This window comes from Fusibacter sp. (assembly GCF_057447755.1).
The window spans coordinates 1-24,923 of sequence record NZ_JBVBZF010000016.1 but is presented as its reverse complement, the minus strand read 5'-3'; the positions used below and the strand labels follow the sequence as shown (position 1 = coordinate 24,923).

At 37.8% G+C, this 24,923-nt stretch carries 22 protein-coding genes; 19 read left to right on the top strand and 3 right to left on the bottom strand.

Features of this window, described 5'->3' with window-relative positions:
• The first annotated feature begins 68 nt into the window (after positions 1–68).
• The 11 genes from AC220I_RS05590 to AC220I_RS05540 all read left to right on the top strand — a co-directional run bounded on the left by AC220I_RS05590 (position 69) and on the right by AC220I_RS05540 (position 10,651).
• Positions 69–1,517, top strand: coding sequence for an aminotransferase-like domain-containing protein (locus tag AC220I_RS05590; RefSeq protein ID WP_486722838.1), 1,449 nt, complete (start codon positions 69–71; stop codon positions 1,515–1,517).
• 257 nt (positions 1,518–1,774) lie between these two features.
• The gene (locus tag AC220I_RS05585) at positions 1,775–2,113 is read left to right on the top strand and encodes a hypothetical protein (protein WP_486722837.1); all 339 of its coding nucleotides are present in this window, start codon (positions 1,775–1,777) and stop codon (positions 2,111–2,113) included.
• On the top strand, positions 2,113–3,144 hold the full coding sequence (locus AC220I_RS05580) for a V-type ATPase subunit (protein WP_486722836.1): 1,032 nt from the start codon (positions 2,113–2,115) through the stop codon (positions 3,142–3,144). The genes AC220I_RS05585 and AC220I_RS05580 overlap by 1 nt, the downstream gene beginning before the upstream one ends.
• On the top strand, positions 3,145–5,106 hold the full coding sequence (locus tag AC220I_RS05575; protein WP_486722835.1) for a V-type ATP synthase subunit I: 1,962 nt from the start codon (positions 3,145–3,147) through the stop codon (positions 5,104–5,106).
• Positions 5,107–5,115: 9 nt separating this feature from the next.
• Complete coding sequence (locus AC220I_RS05570) at positions 5,116–5,556, top strand: ATP synthase subunit C (protein ID WP_486722834.1); 441 nt, start codon at positions 5,116–5,118, stop codon at positions 5,554–5,556.
• On the top strand, positions 5,556–5,861 hold the full coding sequence (locus tag AC220I_RS05565; protein ID WP_486722833.1) for a V-type ATP synthase subunit F: 306 nt from the start codon (positions 5,556–5,558) through the stop codon (positions 5,859–5,861). Before AC220I_RS05570 ends, AC220I_RS05565 begins: the two co-directional genes overlap by 1 nt.
• A 28-nt stretch (positions 5,862–5,889) precedes the next feature.
• Positions 5,890–6,477 carry a hypothetical protein gene (locus AC220I_RS05560; protein WP_486722832.1) on the top strand — a complete coding sequence of 196 codons (588 nt, stop codon included), beginning with the start codon at positions 5,890–5,892 and terminating at the stop codon, positions 6,475–6,477.
• A complete protein-coding gene (locus tag AC220I_RS05555; protein WP_486722831.1) occupies positions 6,464–8,233 on the top strand; it encodes a V-type ATP synthase subunit A in 1,770 nt (589 codons plus the stop codon). The genes AC220I_RS05560 and AC220I_RS05555 overlap by 14 nt, the downstream gene beginning before the upstream one ends.
• An 8-nt stretch (positions 8,234–8,241) precedes the next feature.
• The gene (locus AC220I_RS05550) at positions 8,242–9,612 is read left to right on the top strand and encodes a V-type ATP synthase subunit B (RefSeq protein ID WP_486722830.1); all 1,371 of its coding nucleotides are present in this window, start codon (positions 8,242–8,244) and stop codon (positions 9,610–9,612) included.
• Between the two features lie 3 nt (positions 9,613–9,615).
• Entirely contained in the window at positions 9,616–10,227 is a 612-nt protein-coding gene (locus tag AC220I_RS05545) for a V-type ATP synthase subunit D (RefSeq protein ID WP_486722829.1), read from the top strand.
• A gap of 25 nt (positions 10,228–10,252) precedes the next feature.
• Positions 10,253–10,651, top strand: coding sequence for a DUF1801 domain-containing protein (locus AC220I_RS05540; protein WP_486722828.1), 399 nt, complete (start codon positions 10,253–10,255; stop codon positions 10,649–10,651).
• Here AC220I_RS05540 and AC220I_RS05535 read toward each other — a convergent pair.
• Together AC220I_RS05535 and AC220I_RS05530 are read right to left on the bottom strand one after the other, a co-directional pair.
• On the bottom strand, positions 10,648–11,577 hold the full coding sequence (locus tag AC220I_RS05535; protein ID WP_486722827.1) for a selenium metabolism-associated LysR family transcriptional regulator: 930 nt from the start codon (positions 11,575–11,577) through the stop codon (positions 10,648–10,650). The genes AC220I_RS05540 and AC220I_RS05535 overlap by 4 nt on opposite strands.
• Positions 11,574–12,782: an MFS transporter gene (locus AC220I_RS05530; RefSeq protein WP_486722826.1), complete on the bottom strand. Its 1,209-nt coding sequence runs from the start codon at positions 12,780–12,782 to the stop codon at positions 11,574–11,576. Before AC220I_RS05530 ends, AC220I_RS05535 begins: the two co-directional genes overlap by 4 nt.
• 225 nt (positions 12,783–13,007) lie before the next feature.
• Here AC220I_RS05530 and AC220I_RS05525 point away from each other — a divergent pair, with 225 nt between their 5' ends.
• The 8 genes from AC220I_RS05525 (at position 13,008) to AC220I_RS05490 (ending at position 24,578) form a co-directional block, all read left to right on the top strand.
• The gene (locus AC220I_RS05525) at positions 13,008–14,849 is read left to right on the top strand and encodes an alpha-amylase family glycosyl hydrolase (protein WP_486722825.1); all 1,842 of its coding nucleotides are present in this window, start codon (positions 13,008–13,010) and stop codon (positions 14,847–14,849) included.
• A 153-nt stretch (positions 14,850–15,002) separates the two neighbouring features.
• A complete protein-coding gene (locus tag AC220I_RS05520; protein ID WP_486722824.1) occupies positions 15,003–16,253 on the top strand; it encodes an ABC transporter substrate-binding protein in 1,251 nt (416 codons plus the stop codon).
• A gap of 235 nt (positions 16,254–16,488) precedes the next feature.
• Positions 16,489–17,394, top strand: coding sequence for a carbohydrate ABC transporter permease (locus tag AC220I_RS05515; RefSeq protein ID WP_486722823.1), 906 nt, complete (start codon positions 16,489–16,491; stop codon positions 17,392–17,394).
• Positions 17,394–18,254 (top strand): carbohydrate ABC transporter permease, encoded by an 861-nt coding sequence (locus AC220I_RS05510; RefSeq protein WP_486722822.1) that lies wholly within the window; start codon positions 17,394–17,396, stop codon positions 18,252–18,254. The genes AC220I_RS05515 and AC220I_RS05510 overlap by 1 nt, the downstream gene beginning before the upstream one ends.
• A 134-nt stretch (positions 18,255–18,388) precedes the next feature.
• Positions 18,389–21,283: a beta-phosphoglucomutase gene (pgmB, locus tag AC220I_RS05505; protein ID WP_486722821.1), complete on the top strand. Its 2,895-nt coding sequence runs from the start codon at positions 18,389–18,391 to the stop codon at positions 21,281–21,283.
• Positions 21,284–21,369: 86 nt separating this feature from the next.
• Positions 21,370–21,846: an S-ribosylhomocysteine lyase gene (locus AC220I_RS05500; RefSeq protein ID WP_486722820.1), complete on the top strand. Its 477-nt coding sequence runs from the start codon at positions 21,370–21,372 to the stop codon at positions 21,844–21,846.
• 234 nt (positions 21,847–22,080) lie between these two features.
• Positions 22,081–23,118 (top strand): hypothetical protein, encoded by a 1,038-nt coding sequence (locus tag AC220I_RS05495; RefSeq protein WP_486722819.1) that lies wholly within the window; start codon positions 22,081–22,083, stop codon positions 23,116–23,118.
• Between the two features lie 122 nt (positions 23,119–23,240).
• The gene (locus AC220I_RS05490) at positions 23,241–24,578 is read left to right on the top strand and encodes a methyl-accepting chemotaxis protein (RefSeq protein ID WP_486722818.1); all 1,338 of its coding nucleotides are present in this window, start codon (positions 23,241–23,243) and stop codon (positions 24,576–24,578) included.
• A gap of 111 nt (positions 24,579–24,689) precedes the next feature.
• On the opposite strand, the gene AC220I_RS05485 is transcribed toward AC220I_RS05490, so the two are convergent.
• A partial coding sequence (locus AC220I_RS05485) for a hypothetical protein (RefSeq protein WP_486722817.1) occupies positions 24,690–24,923 on the bottom strand: 234 nt, incomplete at its 5' end.

Here is a 24,923-nt window from a genome sequence, read left to right as displayed (position 1 = left end):
TGGCAATCCAATAGGATTGCCTCTAGTCTTTTGTGGTATAATCAGTGATATTGGGGGGGATTTTGGGCATGCTTCAAATGGATTGGAAACCGGACAAGGCATTAAAAACATCTGTAAAGTCACAAATCATAGATTTTGTAATCGACAAAATTCAAACAGGAGAATGGCCTGCAGGGGCTTTATTGCCATCTCAAAGGGAGCTTGCAGCAATCTTTGAAGTGAATAGAAGCACCATTGTTGCAGCATTAAGCGAACTCATTGCAAGAGCGGTTCTTGAGAGTCATGGGAGAGGTGGTACAAAGGTTGCTACGGAGGCTTTGTCTTTTTTACACTTGTCTCAAGCCAAGTGGCAGGACTATATCGACGATGGTATACACATGCCAAATTACAACACCATTAAGATGATCAACGAATCAGAACCAGATGAAACCATGCTCAGATTGAGTTCTGGTGAAGCTTCACCGGATATGTTTTCAAAAGACCGTATGAAGGTGATACTAAATGAAGTGTCCAAGGATGTTGGCAGTTTAGGCTATGATTGGCCCAAGGGTATGTCTTGTTTAAGAGCGGAAATCAGCAAGTACTTAAAGACGATCGGCATTGACGTTTCACCCAATTGTATCCTCATCGTTTCTGGTGCACTTCAAGCCATACAATTGATTTCGATTGGACTCTTACAATCTGGCTCGACTGTATTTGTTGAAAAACCATCTTACCTCTATTCGCTTCAAATTCTGCAGACACTAGGCATGCGGAGAGTTGGCATTGATATCGACCAACAGGGTATTATTGGCAGCCAGATTCCTTCACAAATCAGAAAGAGTCATGCGTCTATCTTATACACAATACCAAACTATCAAAATCCAACAGGCACTTTAATGTCAATTGATAGGCGAAAAGAACTGATACAAATCTGCAAAAATGAGAAATTGCCGATTATTGAGGATGATGTCTATGGTGAGCTCTGGATTGATGAAAAACCACCTTCAACACTCAAGGCCTTGGATGATTCAGGAAATGTGCTTTACATTGGCAGTGTTTCCAAAACACTTAGTCCGGGTCTTAGGATTGGCTGGGTTGTTGGACCAGAAACTGTGGTTAATCGTTTGGCTGATATAAAAATGCAAATGGATTATGGGTCTAGTTCCTTGTCGCAACTTGCAGTGGCAAAATGGTTTGAAACAGGCTTATATTATGAGCATTTAATTGAAATGAGAGCTCAGCTTAAAAAAAGGCGTGATTTCACACTTGAGTTACTCAATCATTATTTTAAAGAAATTGCCACATGGGAAATTCCAAAAGGAGGGTACTATGTATGGCTGCAAATAAAGGGCAACATCAGCATGGTCAAGGTTTTTGAAAGTGCATATAAACAAGGTATATTGCTGTATCCAGGCTATATTTATGAAGCGTCTAGAAATCAGGCTTTGAGAATTTCATATTCATATGCGACCTTTGATGACCTTGAAAAAGGTTTGAAAGCATTGGCGCTCATTATAAAAGGGCTAAACGTCTAATAAAAAACGTTTAGCCTTTTTTTCTTGCTATAGATCATTTTTTTACATCAAAATTTGTGTCAAGACCAGTGATTAGTGATGGTCATCCTCAAGAAGCGTATGTGAAAATTGTTTCATGGGATGTCTCAAATGTTGTTTGTTCCGATATAAATTTAATTTCTATATTACATTAATACTAAAAACAGAAAGTCTGTGATAATAGCATATTATTGGGTACTAATATGAAGTGAAAGACTCTTTAAAAAGAAGGTGAATTTATGGAGGACAAGTGGATCGAAAATATTCTCAATCAGATTATTGAAATAGACCAAAAAACGGATGAAGAGGTTCAGCGCATCAAGGCAGAAATCGTTGAACGTGAAAAACAGCTCAAGTCCATTATCAAGAATATCGAAGAAAAATCCAACAAAATGAAGCTTGAACAAAGCAAGCGATTAAATGAGCTTATCATGGCAGAAGCCAATCGCGAAAAGGAAAAAATTGAACAGGCATGTTCAGAAAGCCTGCAAAATATGGATGCTCTTTTTGATCAAAATAAAGCCCAAATGATTCAAAATGCACTTAAAAGACTTTCCTTTAGCAAAGGGGGCGTTTGATGTATAAGGTAAAAACGCATGCAGCTGCCAATGCTAAAGCGAAGGCAATTTTAGGGAGACTTTTAAAGGATGAAGAATATAATGCCTTGTTGAAGCTTGAAACAGTTGAAGAAGTTCTAGAATATCTTAAAAACAATACACATTATGCAAAAATTTTTGAAGATGAAGCCCTACAACTTGAAGAGTATGAAGTCTTAATCAAAAAGTATTTTTTCAACGTATATGAAAAACTCTATCATTTTTACATCGATGCCTACCGCAGTTTTTTTAAGGCTATGTTTTGTCGATATGAAGTAGAAAACTTAAAGTTGTTTATTAGGGTTTTGTCTAGAAATGAATCACTTAAAGACCTTAGGGATCACTTAATATATTCACAGTTGTATTCAAATTTGGATTATGATCAGCTTGAGAAAGCTGTAAGTGTGCGTGAACTGCTTGAAATGATCGACCATACAATTTATCACGAGCCTTTGGTACTTTTTCTGGAAGAGGATTCAGAACGCATGATTTTTCACATGGAGATGATATTGGACCGAATCTATTTCAATCAATTGAAAGCTGCAATAGAGTCTCTAAAGCGTAAAGATCGAGCCTTGATGCTTGAGCTTTTGGGCATCAACATTGACATCTTAAACGTTCAATGGATCTACAGAGGGCGTTTGTTTTTTGATATTTCATCTGAGGAATTATTCAACTTCACCCTTGAAGGGGGACGTCGATATGATTATAAAGCCTTAAAATCTCTATGCTACATGGAACTTGAAGATTTTAGGCGTTTTATTTCAGATGGGGATTATAAAGACATATTTCAAGATCGTGAATATATGATGGAACGTGCCATGGAGCGACATCTCTATTATAGACTTGATGAATATACCAAGGATGCAGGCTTGTCCATCGTTTTACCGGTGGTGCTACTCTTCAAATTTGAATATGAAATGAGAGATTTATTTACCATCATGGAAGGAAAAAAATACCGATTTGATAACATCAAAGATTTATTGATTAGAGAATTGGGGAGGGAGCGATAAGTGGCTATAAAAAAACTCGTCATGGCGAATATCGTCTGTCATCGGAATGGTCTCGATGAGCTGTTAAGGGACATGATTTTAATTGGAAAGTCAGAGTTTATCGACACCTTTCTTGAAATCAATGAAGGCGAATTTAACATAGGCATATCGGAAGAACATGCAGATGAAATTTTAGACATGGAAGATATTGTTTCGCTTAAGGAAAATAAAGAAATCAAGCAATATATCCAGAAACTTGATGATACTTTAAAAGGGATGCAATATACCCCTAAATTTCATGAGAGACATTTAAAGGGACCACATCATTTTGAAGTAATCAAAACTGAAATTGATGATCTTTGCTGCACGTTTGAAAACTTGACTGAAGAAGTCAATCATATAACAGAAAAGTTGAAATCACTCGATGTCATCCAGTATATTGAACGCATGAAAAATATAGACGTGGATATTGGTAAGTTGGTGGAAATGAAATATTTCACCATGAAATTTGGCTTTCTCACTCGCGAAAAAGCAAGAAAGATTTCTCAAAACCATGAAAATATTAAGGCAATCGTTCTACATGTTGGCACACATGATGAAAAGGAACTCTACATCATCATTTCGCCTAAAAGTCTGGATGTTGAAATGGGACGTATTCTAAGAAGTACGAATTTCACAGAAATTGAATTGGATCAGACTTATTGGGGAACCCCTAAGGATATGGTCGAAAAAATCAAGCGTGATATTGTTAAGTACAAGGAACGTCTCAAGGAACTTGAGGAAATGTCAAAGAAGGACATCCATGAACGCAGTGAAAGTATTGATAGATTATATTCAAAACTCATCATGGAAAGCAAGATTGATGAGGTCCGTGTAAAAGTTGGTGCGACTCAGAATTTTGCCTATATTTCAGCATGGATACCAGAAAATAAAAGTGATGTTTTTGAAAAAGCATTTACAAAACATCCAGATACCCTAGTGGCTTATAAAAAAGCCGAAGAGGTATCAAATACGATACCTGTTCCGACCAGAATTGAGAATAACCATTTTTTTAGACCCTTTGAGATGCTCGTAAACATGTATGGCGTGCCATCTCATAATGAAATTGACCCAACTGTCTTCTTCGGCATTGCATACATGTTCCTGTTTGGAGCCATGTTTGGAGATTTAGGACAGGGCTTTATAATCTCATTAGCAGGCATATTACTTAGGAAAAAGGTGAATCCTGAGTTTTGCGGGATATTAACTAGAATTGGGATTGGGTCAATGGCTTTTGGTGTGCTCTACGATTCGTTTTTTGGATATGAGCGTATCATTTCGAAATGGTTGCCCTTCAATATTTATTTAAGACCTATTGATAACATCAATTTGATTTTGATTCTGGCAATATTAGTTGGACTCGTGCTGGTTTATATCAGTTATGGTTACAGTGTCATCAATAAACTGAGAGTGGGAGATTTAGAGGAAGGTCTTTTTGGACGAAATGGCATAAATGGCATTGTTCTACTGACGACTTTGCTCTTGCTGGTCTACAAGCAAGTTATGGGAGTAGAGTGGCTACCAACACTTCTTTTAAGTACCATTATCTTCATCAATATTGTTCTATTAGTCGTAAAAGAGCCTTTAAGTGCCCTTATATTAAAAAAAGACCACCTCTATGAGGAAACACCTGCAGAGTACTATATAGAAAGCGGCTTTAATATTTTTGAAACCTTTTTAAGTTTGCTGAGTAACAGTGCTTCTTTTATAAGAGTTGGTGCATTCGCACTTAACCATGTGGGGCTTTTTATTGCATTTCATACACTTGCAGATATTATTGGGAGTCCTGGTGGTAACGTTATTATGTTCATCATTGGCAATGTAATCATTATTGGCCTTGAAGGTTTGGTCGTATTTATCCAAGGGCTTAGATTATTCTATTATGAGCTTTTTAGCAAATATTATACTGGAGAAGGCATATTATTTAATCCAGATAAAGTATAGGAGGGTATTATGTTATTTGTATCGATATTGGTGTTTATTATTCTAGTAACAATTGGACTTGGTTTTTATTATTATTTTCAACCTTCAATTGAGGAAGCCAATCAAAAGCTGAAGGTAATTTTGAGCTTTAATGTTGTGACATATGCATTGGCCTTAATTGCCGGCACCGTTTATATTTTTTCAGGCACTTCATTTGCAGCCACAACGCAGGTAGCACAAACTGCGCAAACGAGTAATTCAGCAGGTTTTGGCTATATCGCTGCGGCGATTTCGACCGGGCTGGCTACGATTGGCGCGGGTTATGCTGTAGGTAGTGTTGGCTCTTCTGCACTTGGTGCTGTTTCAGAAAATCCTAAAATTCTTGGGAAGACCTTGATTTTTGTCGGCCTTGCTGAAGGGATTGCCATCTATGGTTTGATTATTTCAATTTTAATTTTAGGGAGACTATAATGAGATCCTATTGTCTTTGTGAAAAAAATGAAACCTTGATCGCCATGAGGCTGGGTGGCATAGATGGCAAAATCATGACCTCTAAGGAAGAGACAGAAGAGATGATTGAGACTCTTCTTGAGGATATAACAGTAGGGCTTATTATGATCTCAGAGAATATTTATAATCAAATCAAGGAATTTATAATGGAAAAGAAGCTGGTGAGAATGGATACCCTGATCATTCAAATACCAGAGCCAGAGGGTTTAAAAGACAAGGCTTATATTATGAATTATATTAAGAATTCAATCGGCATTAAATTGTAAAGAGGGTGATTTTATCATTACGATAGAAATGAAAATAGAATTATTTTCAAAAATGGTTGCAGAGCGAAACTTATCCGAGGATAAAGCAACCTTGGCCGCGCTCAATCTAAAACACGCCAAGGTTTTGGATGATATGGAGCACAAATGTGCCAAGCAACGTGATGACTACTTGGAACAGGTAAAGCTTAGGGCAAAGGAACAAGAACGCAAGCTGCTTTCAAAGGCAAGGTCAGAAGCACAGAAGAAAATCATCATCAAGAAAAACGAACTTTTAGTGGCCTTAAAAAAAGATTTGATGGCTGAGATTGAACTCATTACCTTGACTGAGGAATATGAACACTATTTTCATACGCATTTTGAGGAGGCAATGAAGCCCTTGGCCGATGAAGATGATTTGTTGATTGGTTTAAAAGCGAGAGATTTGGCATATGTACCTTTTGAGATGAAGACCTTTATTGATGACAAGATCATTGGGGGATTCTATATCATCAAAAATGGGAAGGTCAAATATGACTACACCTTAAATTCGGAAGTTGATGATTTGGAAGAATATCTAGGTTGTATGATTAATGCACTTTTTAACCCAACACAGGAGGCGTGCGGTGAAGCAAAATGAAGGTAAAATTGTTTATATAAATGGTCCTGTTGTCAAGGGGACCCAAATGGAAAAATTCAAGATGCGAGAGATGGTTTTAGTGGGTGAGAATAAACTCATTGCTGAGATCATCGCCCTTAACGATACGGTGGGAACTGTCCAGGTGTACGAGGAAACTGAGGGCATTGAACTCAATGAAAAAATCTATGGGCTTGGGACGCCCTTATCTTTAAAGCTAGGTCCTGGGCTCATTGGCAATATCTTTGACGGTATTGGTAGACCCTTGATTAAAATTAATGAAATGAGTGAGAACTTTATGCCGCTTGGGATTGGCCTCTTGTCTATTGATTTTGAGAAGAAGTGGCCTGTGGCATTGACTGTTAAGGTGGGAGATAAGGTTCAAAAAGGGTCAATTGTGGCCACGGTAAATGAGTCTGGTTTAATCCTTCATAAGATAATGGTACCGCCCCATATTAGTGGTTCAGTTATTGAAGTCGTTCCAGATGGACAATACAGCATTGATACAGACATTGTTAAGCTAGAAACGGATAAGGGAGAGATTTTTACCGTTAAAATGTATCAGGAGTGGCCGGTTAGAAAGCCAAGACCCATTCAGTCACGGATGAAGATTTCAAAACCCCTCATCACAGGTCAACGTGTTTTCGATATGATATTTCCGATAGCAAAAGGGGGAACGGCAGCAATTCCAGGCGGTTTTGGAACTGGAAAAACCATGACGCAGCATCAATTGGCCAAGTGGTCTGATGCCGATATTATTATTTACATCGGTTGCGGAGAGCGTGGCAATGAAATGACAGATGTTTTAGAGGAGTTTCCAAAACTGATTGACCCAAAATCCGGAAAAGCCATTATGGAGAGAACGGTATTAATCGCCAATACTTCCAATATGCCAGTTGCGGCAAGGGAAGCCAGTATTTATACTGGCATCACAATGGCTGAGTACTTTAGGGACATGGGTTATCATGTAGCCATTATGGCTGATTCTACTTCTAGGTGGGCTGAAGCCTTGAGAGAAATTAGTGGTCGACTTGAGGAGATGCCTGCTGAGGAGGGTTATCCAGCGTATCTGTCACATCGCCTTGCTGAGTTTTACGAACGTGCAGGTTATGTTAGAACACTTGGTGGTGATGAAGGTTCAATCACAATCATTGGTGCAATTTCTCCAGCAGGTGGGGATTTTTCAGAGCCGGTTACGGAAAATACAAAACGCTTTGTCAATGCTTTTTTAGCACTTGACCGAAAGCTTGCCTATGCTAGACATTATCCATCAATTAACTGGCTCAGCAGTTACAGTGGTTATTTAAAGATGCTTGGGGATTGGTACACCGAAAATGTAGGTGAAGATGCCATAACACTTAGAAGTCAAGTGATGAAGCTCTTACAAGAAGAGAGTAAACTGCTAGACATCGTTCAGTTGGTTGGCGAAGATGTATTACCGGATTCACAGAGACTGGTACTTGAAGTGGCGCGGATCTTAAAAACGGGTTTTCTTCAACAAAATGCCTTTCACAAGGAAGACTCATTTGTACCGATTGAAAAGCAGTATATGATGCTAAAGACCATATGGCATCTGTATGAAAGGGCACTTGCTTGTAGTGAAAAAGGCATTCCAATTTCAAAAATAAGAGATAGTGCACTTTTTGAGAAAATCACAAAGATGAAATACAATATTCCAAATGACCAATTAGAGGGTATAGAGGACATAAACAAAGAACTTGAGGACTATTATGATGCGTTACTTGAAGCATACAATTAGGTGATGATATGTTAAAAGAATATTTAAAAATAGATCGAATAGAAGGGCCTTTAATATTTCTAAAGGGGATCAAGGAAGCCAAGTACGGTGAAATGATTGAAATCAAGCTTGAAGATGAAAATCGCTTGGGTAAAGTCATTAAAATTGAGGAAAACTATGTGGTTGCCCAAGTCTTCGAGGGTACATCAGGTCTCAGTACGGTAAACGCTTCCGTCAGATTTACCGGTCAACCGCTCATGCTCAATCTATCACGAGATATCCTTGGCAGGATGTTTAATGGTGTTGGAAAGCCCATTGATGGCGGTGGCCCTATCTATGCCAACAAAAAGTATAATGTTAATTCAAGACCAATAAACCCGGTTGCAAGGCGATATCCAAGAAACTATATTGAAACGGGCATTTCTTCAATCGATGTGCTGAGTACTTTGATTAGAGGTCAGAAATTGCCCATATTTTCTGGGAATGGTTTACCTCACAAGGAACTTGCAGCCCAAATTGTAAGTCAGGCTAGAATTAGTTCTGATACAGACGAAAAGTTTGCAGTTTGCTTTGTTGCCATTGGTATTACAAGGGATGATGGCGCATATTTCGTTGAAAAATTTGAGGAGAGTGGTACCATAAACAATGTTGTGATGTTCATGAATTATGCAGATGACCCAGTAACGGAGCGGTTGAGTATTCCAAAGTGTGCCCTTACTGCTGCTGAGTATCTTGCCTTTGAGGAAGAAATGCACATCTTAGTGGTAATGACAGACATGACGAACTATTGTGAAGCCCTCAGGGAAATTGCCACAGCAAAAGAGGAAGTGCCAAGTAGAAAGGGGTATCCTGGATATCTTTATTCAGATCTTGCCTTTATATACGAACGTGCAGGAATGCTTAAAAATGGCAAGGGGTCCATCACATTTTTACCCATTCTCACCATGCCAAATGACGATATCACTCATCCAATACCAGACCTCACAGGGTATATTACAGAGGGACAAATCGTCTTATCAAGAGATCTTTCAAACAAGGACCTCCGTCCACCAGTGAACATAATGCCTTCACTCTCTAGACTGATGAAGGATGGTATTGGAGAGGGCTTCACAAGAGAGGACCATCCAAATTTAGCCAACCAATTGTTTTCATCATTCTCAAAGGTTATTGATGTAAGATCGCTCGCACAAATTATAGGCGAGTCGGATTTGTCTGAAATGGATAAGCACTACATCGAGTATGGGCGTCAATTTGAAGAAAAATTTATAAATCAAGGCTTTTCAGAGCGTAGAACCATGGCGGAAAGCTTAGATCTGGGATGGAAAATATTATCCATATTACCGCCTGAAGCCTTGGACAGACTGGATGAAGAAACCATTCGTAAATATTATGGGAGATAGTTTATGGAAAAATTAACCCCAACCAAGGCGAATTTAATGAAATCAAAATCAATGTTGGCATTTTCAAAACAAGGCTATCAGCTTTTGGATAAGAAAAGAAGCGTCCTTATACGTGAAATGATGTCGATGATTGAAGAGGTTGAACATCTGCAAGTAGAGATTGACACCGTTTTTGAAGAAGTATATGCGGCGCTTCAACATGCCAATATCACAATGGGTGCAAATGCGGTGCGCGAAACAGCCCTATCAATCCCCAAGGATGAAGCAATAACGATTCTTAATAAAAGCGTAATGAATGTTGAAATTCCAACAATAAAGCGAAACAAGAAATCATCAAAGCCCTACTATGGTTTTTACAGAACCAATTCTGCAATTGACATTACTGTGGTTAAAATGAGAGAGGTACAAGAACTTGTCTATAGACTGGCAGAGGTTGAGAATGCGGTATTTAGATTGGCCGTAGAGATTCGAAAAACCAGCAAGCGGGCAAACGCACTTGATAAAATTCAAATTCCCAAGTATGTGGATATGACCAAGTGGATAGAGGAATCCTTAGAAGAAAAGGAACGAGAGGATTTTTTTAGACTCAAGCGTATAAAGGGGAAGAAGTTTTAACCCATTAAAAAGGATGGATAAGGATATGTATACTCTTAAGACCCAGGTAAATGATGCCAGTGTTATGGCATTTATAGAAAGAATTGAACATAAAAAACGCAAGGAAGATGCGATTAGATTATTAGATATATTTCAAAGTGCAACAGGTGAAACCCCCAAAATGTGGGGAGATTCCATCATAGGCTATGGACAATACCATTATAAGTATGCCTCTGGCCAAGAAGGCGACTGGATGAAGACTGGATTTTCTCCAAGGAAGCAATCATTGTCTATATATTTGATGCAGGGTATTGAACAAGAAACTGACTTGATTGCTAGACTTGGAAAGCATAAACTTGGAAAAGGGTGCTTGTATATAAACAAACTTGAAGATGTTGATTTAGAGGTTTTAAGCACCTTGATCAAAAAATGTTATTTTGACTAGGTCATCTTAGTCAACAAATAAGCCTTAAATGCCTGTGTCATGGGATTTAAGGTTTTTTTCTTGCGTGTGATGATGAAGAACGTTCTATTGATATCAAAGGCATCATGAATGACCTTAACCTTATTTAGTTTTAAGGAATCATCCAAAGCATGTTCAGATATCCAGCTTAAACCAAGTCCGACTTCTACTGCTGTTAAAGTAGATTTTGTGCTGCCAAGTGAAGTGCTCAAATTAATTTGATCATAGGAGATGTTGTAATTTTTTAGATAATCAAGTACTGCTTTTCGGGTACCTGAGCCCTCTTCTCTCAAGACATGGGGCATCCCGACCAAGGCCTTTAAATGTGATTGTATTTCCACAATATCGAAATCTTCCATAAAATCTGAGTGAGCTTGCCAGTGTTCTGAATCGATTGGACCGACAAGTTTTAGCTTTTCATTAATAAAAGCATCACATTGAATTTCAGACAAAGTGCAGGGAAAACCTATAATTCCCATTGATATTTCATCGTTTAATACCATGTTAAGTACTCGCGTGGAATCATGTATGTCCATGGTGATGGTTAGGTCTGGATGGTTGGTACTAAATGCCTTGATGTATCTTGGCATTAAATACTCACCGGGAATCGTACTGGCAGCAATGCGTAAGTTGGATGTGGCTTCTTTGCGAAAGCTTATCAAATCCTCTTCAAGTGTTGAATACTGGTTCAAAATGATTTTGGCATTTTCATAAAAGCATTTCCCAGCAGGTGTCAAAACGATTTCTCTGTCACCTCTTTCGATTAATGTAAGACCAAGATCAGTCTCAAGCGTTTTTATTTGAAGACTTATTGCGGGCTGTGTTATATAGAGGAGCTTGGCGGCCTTAGAAAAACTGCCTTGTTCAATAATCGTAACGAATGCGCGCAATTGTTTATAATGGATCATACTTTTTCTCCTGCTAAAACTAATATTTTGTTTGTGGTTAAGATGAAACTTTGAATGACTAGGGCTATGCCAGTAGCGATGAGTAGATACTCAATTTGAATATAGTCTGAAATTGGTCCGAATATGAGCATGGACATTGGCATGACAGAACTTGAAATCATACCAAAGATACCAAATACACGCCCCATATAATTTTCATCAACTTTTTCTTGAAGGATAACGGTGGCAGGTGTGTTAAAAAAGGGCAAACTTAAGCCACATATGACCATGAAGGTCAAATAAATCGGAAAATGCGTAACAAAACCGAATACAATGGTAGAGGCTCCCATAATCAATCCGGATAGAGCCATTGTGTGAATCCTATTTTTGAATCCACCTGAAGAAGCCAGTAGTGCTCCACCGATTGTCATCCCAGTTGAAAAAGCAATTTCAATAGAGGTTAATCGCCAAACTTCATCGCCAAATGATCGTGCTACTTGGAGGGGCGTTAAAAAAGCAACTGGTGTAATTAAAAAGAATAGGACGCCAAAATAGACAAAGAACTTGACCATAAAGGGATGATTTTTTATATATGACAAGCCTTCTCTTAAATCTAAAAAATAATCGACTTTTTCTAACTTCTTACCTTCTACATGTGACTTGACTTTCATTAAAGACAAGACTGAAATTGCAATAATGGCAGTAATAATGTCTATAAGAAAAATATATTGGATTTTGTAAAAGGTCAGAAGGGCGCCACTGATCATAGGTGATAAGAATAAAATAGCCGACTGTAATGTTGAATTTATACCATTGACTCGCATGAGCTTATCCTCTGGAACAAATTGAGGCAAAAAGGCATTGACTGCTGGCGTTTGGATAGCTGTGCCAACAGCTCTTAAAGCAGATACGATAAATAATAACTCAATGTCCTCATAGCCTAGGAAAAAAAGGAGGGCCAAGATTGCAGTTGCACCAGCGATAAAACCGTCACTTAAAATAATTAAGCGCTTACGGTCAAAGCGATCTGCCCAAACACCGCCAAAAGGTGAAAGAAAAAAGATTGGCAAAAACCCACAAATAATAGATATTGTCATCATGATGCCTGATTTAGTTGTAATTGTGATGTACCACATAATGGCGTACTGAACGAGCGAAGAGCCAAATAAAGAGATGATTTGGCTCATTAAAAAAAGAAACACTTCTTTCTGCCAGGTTTTATTCATAAAGTCTCCTTGGGTAATCCTTATTTTATTATTTTATCTGTTACTTAAATCAAAGTCTATCCTTTAATATCTCCAGAGTAAAATGAAAAATGTGATGCACTTGAACTTTAGGGTATATTATTTTCAATAAATGCTATAAATTTTTTATAAAAAACTTGAAAAAAAATTTAAAACAGAAGAAAAAACTTGACTTTGTGAAACCGGTTTCCTAGAATAAAACTATAAGTGGGAGGTGTTAGTATCCAAAAGAAAGAGAAAAAACAAAATTTTGATAAAAAATATATTGACCAATTAATGGACATCAGAGCCAAGTACGAACGCTTATATCCTAATTCAGAAGCGTCATTTAATCAATTGATACAAGTGATGGAAAGTTATTATGAAGCGCGGGAAAAGTCGCTTCTCATCAATGATGAAGAAGGTACAAAATGGATGCATGCAGGAGATACCGTTGGTATGATGCTTTACGTGGATCTTTTTTCTGGTAATTTGAAGGCACTTAAAAAGCATATTGACCACTTTGTAGACCTTGGTGTTACCTTGATTCATTTTATGCCTTTACTCATGCCGAGAGAAGGTGAAAACGATGGGGGATATGCTGTTAAGAATTATAGAGAGATAGACCCTAAAGTGGGAGATATGAGTACTTTTAAGGCGCTTGTAAAAGACTTGCATCAAAAGGGGATCCGCGTATGCCTTGATTATGTCATCAACCACACTGCCAATGACCATGAGTGGGCTGTAAAGGCATTAGAGGGTGATGAAAAATACCAAAAGTTTTATATGATGTATGACGATGAAACCATACCAAATGCTTTTGAGGAAAGTTTAAATGAAGTATTTCCAAGTGTTGCACCGGGTAATTTCACATTTTATCCTGGCATCAATAAATATGTAATGACAACCTTCTATCCCTATCAATGGGATCTAGACTATAAAAATCCTGAAGTATTTCAGGAGATGGTATCAAATCTCTTGTTCTTGGCAAATATTGGTGTGGACATGATTAGACTAGATGCTATTCCATATATTTGGAAAGTGCTTGGAACGGACTGTAGAAACCTTCCAGAAGTACATGTCATATTGAATTTGTTTAGACAAATTGTTGAGATTTGCGCGCCATCTACGGCACTACTTGGAGAGGCAATCGTATCACCAGATGTAATCGTGAGATACTTTGGCAATCATAAAGATCTAGAATGCCATGCACTCTATAATGCTTCCTACATGGTCGAAATTTGGAATACCATTGCTACGAGAGATGCAAGACATATTGAGTTGATGCCGAAGTATAATCTACCTGAGGAAAGCATATGGATCAATTATGCTAGATGCCATGATGACATCGGATGGGGATTGGACGAGCTTAAAATCAGGGGTATGGGATTTGATCCTCAGTCACACAAGAACTTTTTGATTGATTTTTATCTTGGCTCATTAAAAGACAGCTTTTCAATTGGTGAACTCTATGAGTACAATCCTGAAAAGCAGGATGCCAGAAATTCAGGAACACTGGCAAGCCTCGCAGGTCTTGAAAAAGCGATCAAATCATCTGACCGTTATCAATTGGAGCTTGCTCACAAACGCATTTTGCTCATACATGCACTTTTTATACTGAGAAAGGGCATCCCAATGATCTATAGCGGAGATGAAATGGGTCAGATGAATGATTATCGATACAAAGAAGATGAGAATAAGGCTAAAGATTCGAGGTGGTTGCACCGTGGCGTTTTTGATTGGTCTGCGTCTTCGCCTATATATGATGGGATAAAGGAACTGATTCACCTGAGGAAGTCGCTTTATGAAAAGCATTATGTCAGTCATGATGAAGCCCTTTTAATTGGCAATGAACACATATTGGTAATAAAACAAATGCGCCAGGGGACACCTGAAGAATATCTCTTGCTCTTCAACGTCACCGAAGATAGGCAGTGGCTTTATACAAGTGACTTAAAGCGCTATGGCTATAGGGGAATTTGGAAGGACCAGTTACAGGGTAAGCAAATACATTTGGATGAAGAAACACTTCTATTGGGACCTTATGAGTTTTTAATTCTTAAAAAATGAAAAAAAGTCTTGTAAATATGAAACCGGTTTCCTATAATATAATTAACAGATTATTCTCTAAATAATTTGGGTATAGGAATAGTGTTGGTAATATTTGTGATTTATCAACCTAACCAAGTCACATCATAACAAATTCCTAAAGGGGGAACGAAAATGAAGAAGAGTTTAGCATTAATATTAGTTTTGGTTTTAGTATTGGCTATGTTGTCAGGATGTTCTCAATCTACTACTAAAAACGAGCAAACTGTCGTTATTTATCAAAACAAAGTCGAAATCGGCGAACAATTAACAGCTTTTGCAGCAGCGTATGAACAAGAAACTGGTGTTAAAGTGACTGTTAAGACTTCTGGTGGGGACACACCTTATGCTGAGAACCTTAAAGCAGAATTCCAATCAGACCGTCAACCAGATATTTTCGTTATTGAAGGTATGGGTGGTTACAATACTTGGTCTTCTAAATTAGCACCGTTTGATGGTGACGAATGGATCGACTTAACATCTTTAGAGTTCACAGTAGATGGAAAAGTATATGGATTCCCAGTAGCAGTAGAGGCTTGGGGCATGGCGTATAACAAAGATCTACTCGATAAAGCGGGTGTAGACCCTGCAACTTTAACTTCTCAAGAAGGCTATAAGGCAGCATTTGAAAAAATTGATGCTATGAAAGATGAACTTGGCATCTCTTCAGTAGTGGCAATGGCTGCTGGTCCAGATATGAGATGGGTAACAGGACTTCACAATTTTAACGGATATTTATCAGCAGGTTTACCTTACAATGATAGAACAGTCTTAGACAAATTGCTTGCAGGGGAACCTGATATGCAGCGTTTAACTGAGTATGCTGATTGGGTAGAATTATTATTCAATTATTCAGATGAATCTGTTCTTTTAACAGGTAACTATGATTCTCAAGTAGGACAATTTGCAACTGGTAAATCTGTATTTATTCATCAAGGTAACTGGATTGATCCTTGGTTAGTCGACAATGGCGTTACATTCCCGATGGCATTTGCACCTCATGCATCTGTTAAAGGTGAATTCAACGGTATTTTCATCGGCGCACCATCATTCTACGTTATTAACAATGAAAGCCAAAATCAACAAGCAGCTCGTGATTTCTTAAACTACATGGCAACAAATGAAAAAGGCCATAACTATATGGTAAATGAAGCTAAAATGGTACCTGCATTTACAAATGTAACACTTAAGCCTTCTACACCATTATCAGCAAATGTTACTGAATGGTTAGCGAAGGGAACTGCATATACTTGGTTACAAAATGACATGCCAGATGGTTTTGGTATGGGTACGATTGCACCACTATATGAAAGTTTTGCTAAAGGCGATATCAACAAACAAGAGTTTATCGACCAATTGGCTGGTAAAATCATGGAACTAAAATAAGCGTTTCTATGGACAAAAATTGAAAAAGGGTGTTTGTAACACCCTTTTTTTTAAACAATGGGAAACAACATTTGAGCCATCTCTCGATGTCTCAAAACAACTTTCGCTGACGCTGTTTGAGGTTAAAGACTCCTCATCACAGTTTTCGGCTCAAATTTTGTTGAATATAATAAAAAAATCTAGCACACTCGAAATTTATAATTATAAAATTGATATTTAGTGAGAAGGGGATAATATGAAGAAACAGAGAAATGACAAACTGGTCTTTTGGTTGTTTCTAGCACCTGCTCTTATTTCGTTTTTAGTAGTAGTTATCATACCATTTTTTATGGGCTTGTATTACTCGATGACGGATTGGACGGCGATAGCAGGCATTAAACCGACCTGGGTAGGGCTTGAAAATTACAAAGAGATGTTCTCAGATATATCCTTTAGATATTCATTCATGAGAACATTCTTGTTCACTTTACTTAGCGTGATTTCAATCAATGTCGTAGCATTGACATTTGCATTCTTAGTCACAAGAGAAATACGATTTAGAAATGTTTACCGTGCTGGCTTCTTTATTCCGAACTTAATCGGGGGCTTGGTACTTGGTTACATTTGGCAGTTCATATTTAAAAGTGTCATACCTTCTTTTGGTGCTTTAATCGGTGTTAAAGCAATTGAGAATTTCTTGATTCTCGCAGATCCAAATTGGACATTATTTGGCCTAATTTTAGCCTTTACTTGGCAATATGCTGGTTATATTATGATGATTTATGTGGCAGCACTCTTAAATGTACCACAGGAACTTCTTGAGGCCAGTGAAATAGATGGCGCAAATTTCTGGCAGAAACTTGTTAACATTACAATTCCAATGATTGCACAAGCTTTTACAATCACATCGTTCTTAACGCTTGTCAATTCATTTAAACAGTTTGATATCATCTTGGCACTTACAAATGGCGGTCCAACGGCTATTTATCAAGACCAAGTTGTAAACTCTACAGAGCTTTTGGCACTCAATATTTACAATGTCGCCTTTAAGTACAACAATATGGCTGAAGGGCAAGCACGTGCCATTATATTCTTCCTCGTCCTCTCCATCGTATCCATAGGACAGGTTTATTATAATAAGAAGAAGGAGGTGGAAATGTAATGAAAGCCAAAAAAAATCTTGTTACCATTATCCTACAAATAATTACAATTTCATTTTTCCTCTTGACCTTATTTCCGTTTTTCATTGTTGTGATCAACTCTGCTAAGGCATCGCTTGAAATTATTACAGATCCAATTGCACTTCCAGCACATTGGGGACAGCTCTTTACAAATATAAAAACCATTTGGTCTAGTCCAAGTATCAGGTATGCATCTAGTGTTTATGCTTCTGTGATTATTACCGTACTGTCCTTGATTTCAATATCTGTTTTTTCAGCAATGGCAGCATGGGTTTTAGTGAGAACAAAAAGTAGAATTTCTACCTTTATATTTTTATTATTTATTGCAGGCTTGATCATCCCTTTCCAAGTGGTCATGTTTCCACTGGTAGCATTATTTAGAATTATCAATGAAACCATAGGTATTCATATGCTACGGACTTATCATGGTATGATTTTTGCCTACATTGGATTTGGTGCACCTCTTGCTGTATTCATGTTCCACGGGTTTATAAAATCAATTCCTGTTGAGCTCGAGGAAGCGGCATTAATAGATGGCTGTTCAAAGCCACAAATCTTTTTCAGCATCATCATGCCAATCTTAAAACCGATTTTCGTGACAATATGTATCTTGAATGCCATTTGGATTTGGAATGATTTCCTTTTACCTTCTTTAATTTTAGGGGTTGGCCAGGAAATTCAAACAATACCACTAGCGATTAGAGCCTTTGCAGGATCATTTGTTAAAAAATGGGATTTAATTATGACTGCTGTTTTGATGGCGGCTTTCCCAATTATCGTGGGCTTTATTTTAGGTCAAAAGCATATTATAAAGGGTATGGTTGCTGGCTCTATTAAATAATTTAGAGATCAAGTAACACATATCATGAAATATGCAAAAGAGATGAATCATTAACCATGGCAGTATTTGTCATGGTTAATTTTAAATTAGATAGAATGATTGTCATCAACCATTCTTATATTGAGGAGTACATTATGTGGAAATTTATAAAGAATGATTATAGGATTGACCAACAAATGCTTGATGAAAGTTTGTTTATGGTCGGAAATGGTTACATAGGCGTCAGGGGCTGCTTTGAGGAAGGCTATCCTGAAGGGGAGACTATTAGAGGTACCTATATTAATGGTCTATACGATAGGGTACCCATGTTACATGCTGAAATGGCCTATGGATTTCCAACGGCGCAAGATAAGCAACCTAGACTCATAGACACTCAAACCTGTGAAATTTGCTTGGACAATGAACCTGTAAGGTTGACGTTTGGAAAATATGAGCATTTTAATCGCGAAATTGACTATAAAATGGGTGAAGTGAAGAGAAGTTACACTTATAGGACAGATTCCGGTAAGAAGGCCAATATCATGTTTAAGCGGTTGGCTTCTTTCACATCTAGAAATCACTTGGTTTATAAGATAGATGTCCAATACGAAGGTAAAATTGAACTTGTGAGCTATTGTGATACGGATGTTGAAAATTATAGCAACCCAAATGATCCAAGAACAGGACAGAGCCACACCAAATTAATGACTTGCCTTGATCTTGATTTCCAAGATGAGACAGTCTATGCCTTGATGCAAACAAAAACGACACAGATTAAACAGTTGACTAGGGTCAACCATATTGTCAAAACAGATCAGACTTATAGTATGGCCCATACGAAGCACGACACCTGTATAGAAACACGAATCGTCGGTGCTAAGAACCTGTCACTTGAAAAAATATGTTTCTTTGAAGATAGTTTGAGGGACAATGATTTAGCCACAAAGGTTAAGGCTTTAAAAACACAAGAAACGCAGACTTATGATTATGACTATTTCTCTGACCAGCAAAGGCTATTTTTGGAATCGTTTTGGAACAAGTCTGAGATTTTAATTGAAGGGGATGATTTGGATCAGAATGCAATTAGATTTATGCAATATCAACTCCTTCAATCCGTGGGGACCGATGAAAATGCCAACATTTCTGCCAAGGGATTATCTGGTGAAGGGTATGAGGGTCATTATTTCTGGGATACTGAAATTTATGTTATACCTGTGATGCTCTTTACCCAGCCAGAACGCGCTAAGTCACTACTTGAATATCGTTATCATATTTTACCTTATGCAAAGGAACGGGCAAAGGCACTTGGTCATGAAAAAGGGGCATCTTATGCTTGGCGTACCATTTCCGGGATTGAGTGTTCGGGCTATTTTCCTGCTGGAACGGCGCAATACCATATAAATGCAGATATCGCATATGCCTTTGTTCAATACTATCTCTATACAAATGACCTAGACTTTATTCTGGAAATGGGGGCGGAAGTCATTTTTGAAACCGCTAGAATTTGGATGGAAATAGGTCACTTTTATGAGGGGACATTTCAGATTCATGATGTGACAGGCCCAGATGAATATACAGCCATCGTCAATAACAATTACTATACAAACGCCATGGCAAAATATCACCTAATGTGGGCCAATCGATTTTATGATTTGCTAAAAAATACACCCCATCAACATACCCATGACAAGGCTATGTTACTATTCGAGAAAATTGGAATAAGTGATGCAGAAGTGGCATTAATGCGGAAAGCGTCTAATCAGATGTATTTTTCATTCGATGAAAAGCGCCAGCTTTACGCACAGGATGACGCCTTCTTAAGCAAACCGAGATGGCCATTTGAAAAGGCAGACCCCTTAAAGAAACCGCTTCTACTACATTATCATCCTTTGACGATCTATAGACACCAAGTTTTAAAACAAGCAGATACTGTGCTTGCTCATTTTCTATTGGACCAGTATGCAGAAAAAGCACATATTAAAAATGCCTTTGATTTTTATGAAAAGTTGACCACACATGATTCATCACTTTCAAGCTGTATTTATGGCATTGTTGCTTCAAAATGTGGTTATACCGATAAAGCATATGCCTTTTTCAAAGAATCCATTGCATTAGACCTTGAAGATACACACCATAATACAAAGGATGGCCTCCACATGGCTAATATTGCAGGGAGTATTCTAAGTGTAATTGCAGGATTTGCAGGTCTTAAGGTATCAGAAAACGGGATTTGCCTAGACCCACATTTGCCTAAGGCTTGGTCATCTTTACAGTTTAATCTGGAATACAAAAGCAGATTGATCTCTATTAAAATCAATGATGAAACTGTCAAGTGCAGATTGATTAAAGGACAACCTATTTCAATAAAAATAAATGAAGAAGTACAGTTATTAAGTACATCCAGTAAGCCCTATAAGGGGATTATTTTTGACCTTGATGGCGTTTTAACAGAAACCAGTCATGCTCATTTCCAGGCTTGGAAAACACTTGCAGAATCCATGGGCATTGAGGTGCCGGATACTCTGGAAGACCAGGTTAGGGGGATTTCCAGACGTGCTTCACTTGACCTCGTTCTGGCCCATTCCAAGGAAGCTGTAAATTTGACAGATGAAGACAAGGAAATTCTTGCCAGTCGGAAAAATGCCATATATCTAGATCAGATTGCACATTATTCACCTAATGATTTATGTGAAGGCGCAGAGGCACTCTTAGAGGCACTTAAAGCTAAAGGATATAAAATCGCACTGGCATCAGCGAGCAAAAATGCCCCCTTCTTGTTAAAGGCCATGGACATAGCACATTATTTTGATGCTGTGGTTAATCCGGCAGAAATTAAAGCTGGAAAACCCGCACCTGACATTTTTTTAAAGGCATGTGAAATGCTTTCGCTTGAGCCTTCACTTTGTATAGGTATTGAGGATGCTTTTGCTGGCATAGAGAGTATAAAAGCCGCAGGGATACTGCCAATTGGGATAGGTAAACCTGATGTGCTATATAATTCGGATATTGTTTTAAGTGATTTAAAAGCCCTTTTGACCTTGTTGACATAGGGGGTGTCCATAAAATAAAGATTGTATAGTTGAACATAGAGACATATAATTAAAGGCACAAGCAGTCAGCTGAGAGGAGAACCAATATGAATAAAAGTGAAAGTTTCACTACGGACCACTCAAATCTCCAAAAAGGACTTTATGTTTCTGGTATCAAATATCTGGGTGACCAACCACTAACGATTTATGACTTGAGAATGAAACTGCCAAATCGTGAAAAAATGAGTGTCAATGGCATCCATACCATAGAACATTTAATGAATGCTTTCTTTTCTATAGACGCTGACCTCAAAGATCAGTTCATTTATTTTGGTTCTCGTGGAAGTTTAACTGGCATGACCCTAATCTTGAAGGGGACATTGACCTCAAGTGAGCTCTTACCTCATGTCAGAAGGGCATATGAATATGTTGCCTCCTATAGAGGGGATATTATGAAAGCCAATAAGTTAGAGTGTGGTAATCACGAATTGCACAGTTTAACGGATGCAAGACAAGAAGCAGAGGATTACCTAAAAATTTTGAAGAAGGCAGATGAAAAAAATCTCAACTATCCGATAAAATAATTACAAAAGTGTCATAATAACGATATAATTAAGTCAGAACAATAAAAGCTTTAATCTAGGATAGGATTAAAGCTTTTTTATTGTATATCATTAGTTCTCATCAAGCTTTGAGAAAGAATTACCAACTTGTGAAAAGCGGTTAGATGAGAACGTTAACGACAAAACAATGTTTTGACGTTAAATGATTGTAAAATTTGAGCCAAAAGTTCAAAAAGGGATGAGGGGGATTTTGAAATGGTCATAAAATTATGTATTGTTGGTTTTGGTAATGCGAGTCAAGCATTTTGTAAATTATTATTAACAAAAGAATCGTCTATTTTTGGAAAGATGGATGTAAAAGTTCAAATTAACGCGATTGCAGGCCGTTCTAAGGGATCTTTATTGGATTTAAATGGGATTGATTTAGAGTCGGCACTGACCCAATGTCAAACAAATGGTGCTTTTGATGAAGCTCATGTGGCGCGGTCTTCTCTCAGTACCATTGACCTGATAAAGGCATCTCATGCAGATGTTCTCATAGAGCTGAGCTCATTGTCAATACATGATGGTCAACCAGCAATAAGTCATATTGAGACAGCCTTTAAAAATGGGATGCATGTCATCACTGCCAATAAGGGACCGATTGCATGGCAATACAAGCGACTCAATGACCTTGCAAAATCAGTGAATAAGCAATTCCTATTTGAAACCACAGTAATGGATGGCACACCAATCTTCAATCTTGTTAAATATACCCTACCAGGATGTGAAGTTAAATCTTTTAGAGGTATTCTCAACTCTACGACTAATTTTGTCATTGAAGAAATGGAAAAGGGGAATGGTTATGATGAAGCTATTCTAGAAGCGCAAAGACGGGGCTTTGCCGAGGCCGATCCTTCTATGGATATTGATGGATGGGATGCTGCAGCAAAAACAACGGCAATTTTAAATGTCTTGATGTCTGGAAACTTGACACCTAAGGATATTGATCGTGAAGGCATTGGCGCACTCACGACTGAAGAGATTTTAGATGCTAGGCAAAAGGGTAAAAAAATCAAGCTCATATGTCAAGGCTATATCGAAAATGGTATAGCTAGGGGGTCGGTAAAACCAATTCAGGTTGAAGAGAATGATGTGTTTGCAACCATAGATGCCACTTCATCAATACTTGGTATCACCACGGATCTTATGGGAGAGGTTTTGGTTATTGAAAAAAACCCTGAAATTGAGCAGACAGGTTATGGTATTTTTAGCGATCTATTAACATTGTTAAACCATAGACAAAATGAATAATGTTTAGTTTAATAGAATGATAAGGTCATTTTGGAACCACAGTTTTGAATAAATATAAAGAGAGATTATAGAAAATGCATTTGGGGTATAAAGTGCAAATAAAAATAAAGGATGGGTGGTATATGTTTTTTAAAAGGAGAGAAAAAGGGGCGTCAAGCCAAACTTTTGATGTAAGTCATGGCGAAGACGTGGGCAAGTCTGAGCCAGAAAATGGCACGGCATTAGATAAGACGTCAAAAGATGAAAAACTGGTTGAATTATTAAAGCAAGTTAACAGCTTGTTGAAATACATTACTGAACAGGATTATGTCAAAAATATGCTTCTTGACGTCAACAAACAAGCAGAAATGATTGACAATATCTCGGCAAGTAGTGAGGAAATGACCTCTTCAATCGAAGACATTTCCAATTTTGTACAGGATTCAAATCAGAATACACTGGATTCAATTGGTGCTGCAAATAAGTCAATTGAGCTGATTGCAAGTGCATTTGATCAGATTGAAGTCACCTTTGATGCTTCTCAAAAAGTAAAACTCACCATGAATAAGTTAAATGATGAAGCGCAGAAAATTAACAATATGGTATCTATCATAAAAGGTGTAGCAGACCAAACCAACCTATTGGCACTCAATGCCTCCATAGAAGCAGCAAGAGCTGGTGAGCACGGTAGGGGGTTTGCAGTAGTTGCAGATGAAATAAAAAAACTGGCTGAGAGTACTAAGGAACAAGTTGATTTCATCAGACAAATTGTCGACTCATTGACTCATGAGATTAAAAATACAGATCATGCTCTAACTGCTTCAAATGAGGCTTTTGAGCTTGGAAAAGCGCAAATGTCAAATGCTGTTTCTGGCCTAGACGTCATGAAAAATGGTCTTAATAGCATCAGTAGTGCATTCATGGAAATCAGTGGAAACGTAGAAGAGCAGACAGCAGCATCTGAGGAAATGTCCAGTTCAATTATGGTAGTTAACGAAAAAGCAAAGGTTTTACATGGCGAAACCAATAAAACGGGACTTGCCTTTAATGCCGTTTCTAAGATTATCAATGATATCAGAATTGAATTGCTTAAGGATACCCCTGAGTTAGATATGAAAACGCAGATTGAAGTTTGTATCAGTGATCACTTAATTTGGAAATGGCGTGTCTACAATATGATACTAGGCTATGAAACGCTGGTTGAATCGGAAGTGGGTACCCATCATACCTGTAGACTTGGAAAATGGTGTGACAATACAGACTTTGACGACGACGCATTAAAAAATGTAGTATGTCAAATGGAGAAGCCTCATGGCCAACTGCATGATGTTGCAAAAAAAGCAATTAAGGCATACAACAGCGGTGATATAAGAGGCGCAGAGCTTGCCCTTGATGAGATGGACAGAGCTTCTGTTCAAGTAATTGATTATCTTAATCAAATGAAGAAGATCAACAGAGGGAACAAGCGCAAAAATGCCTAGTTTTCAATGTTAAATTAATAAAGACTCTAAAGCGAATAAATGCTTTGGAGTCTTTTGTCGTATGTCATCAAATGAGTTTAGATTATTTGGTTAAATTCATAGTACCACAAACTATTTTGTGACGCTTATAAGATACCTGTAAAGCTGGTTGAAGATTTTGCAGGCTTCAGGCGAAAGGGTCTCCATATTGGATATAGGAAAATCGTAAATAATGACAACAAAGTCAAAAAGAACGAGAACGGTACATATTGAACTGCGGATATGCCTGTAAGCTGCCGAATGACAAGTCCATTTACATTCCACGGTATCAGGCCAACAACATTTAACCCAACGTTGGCTATGGCC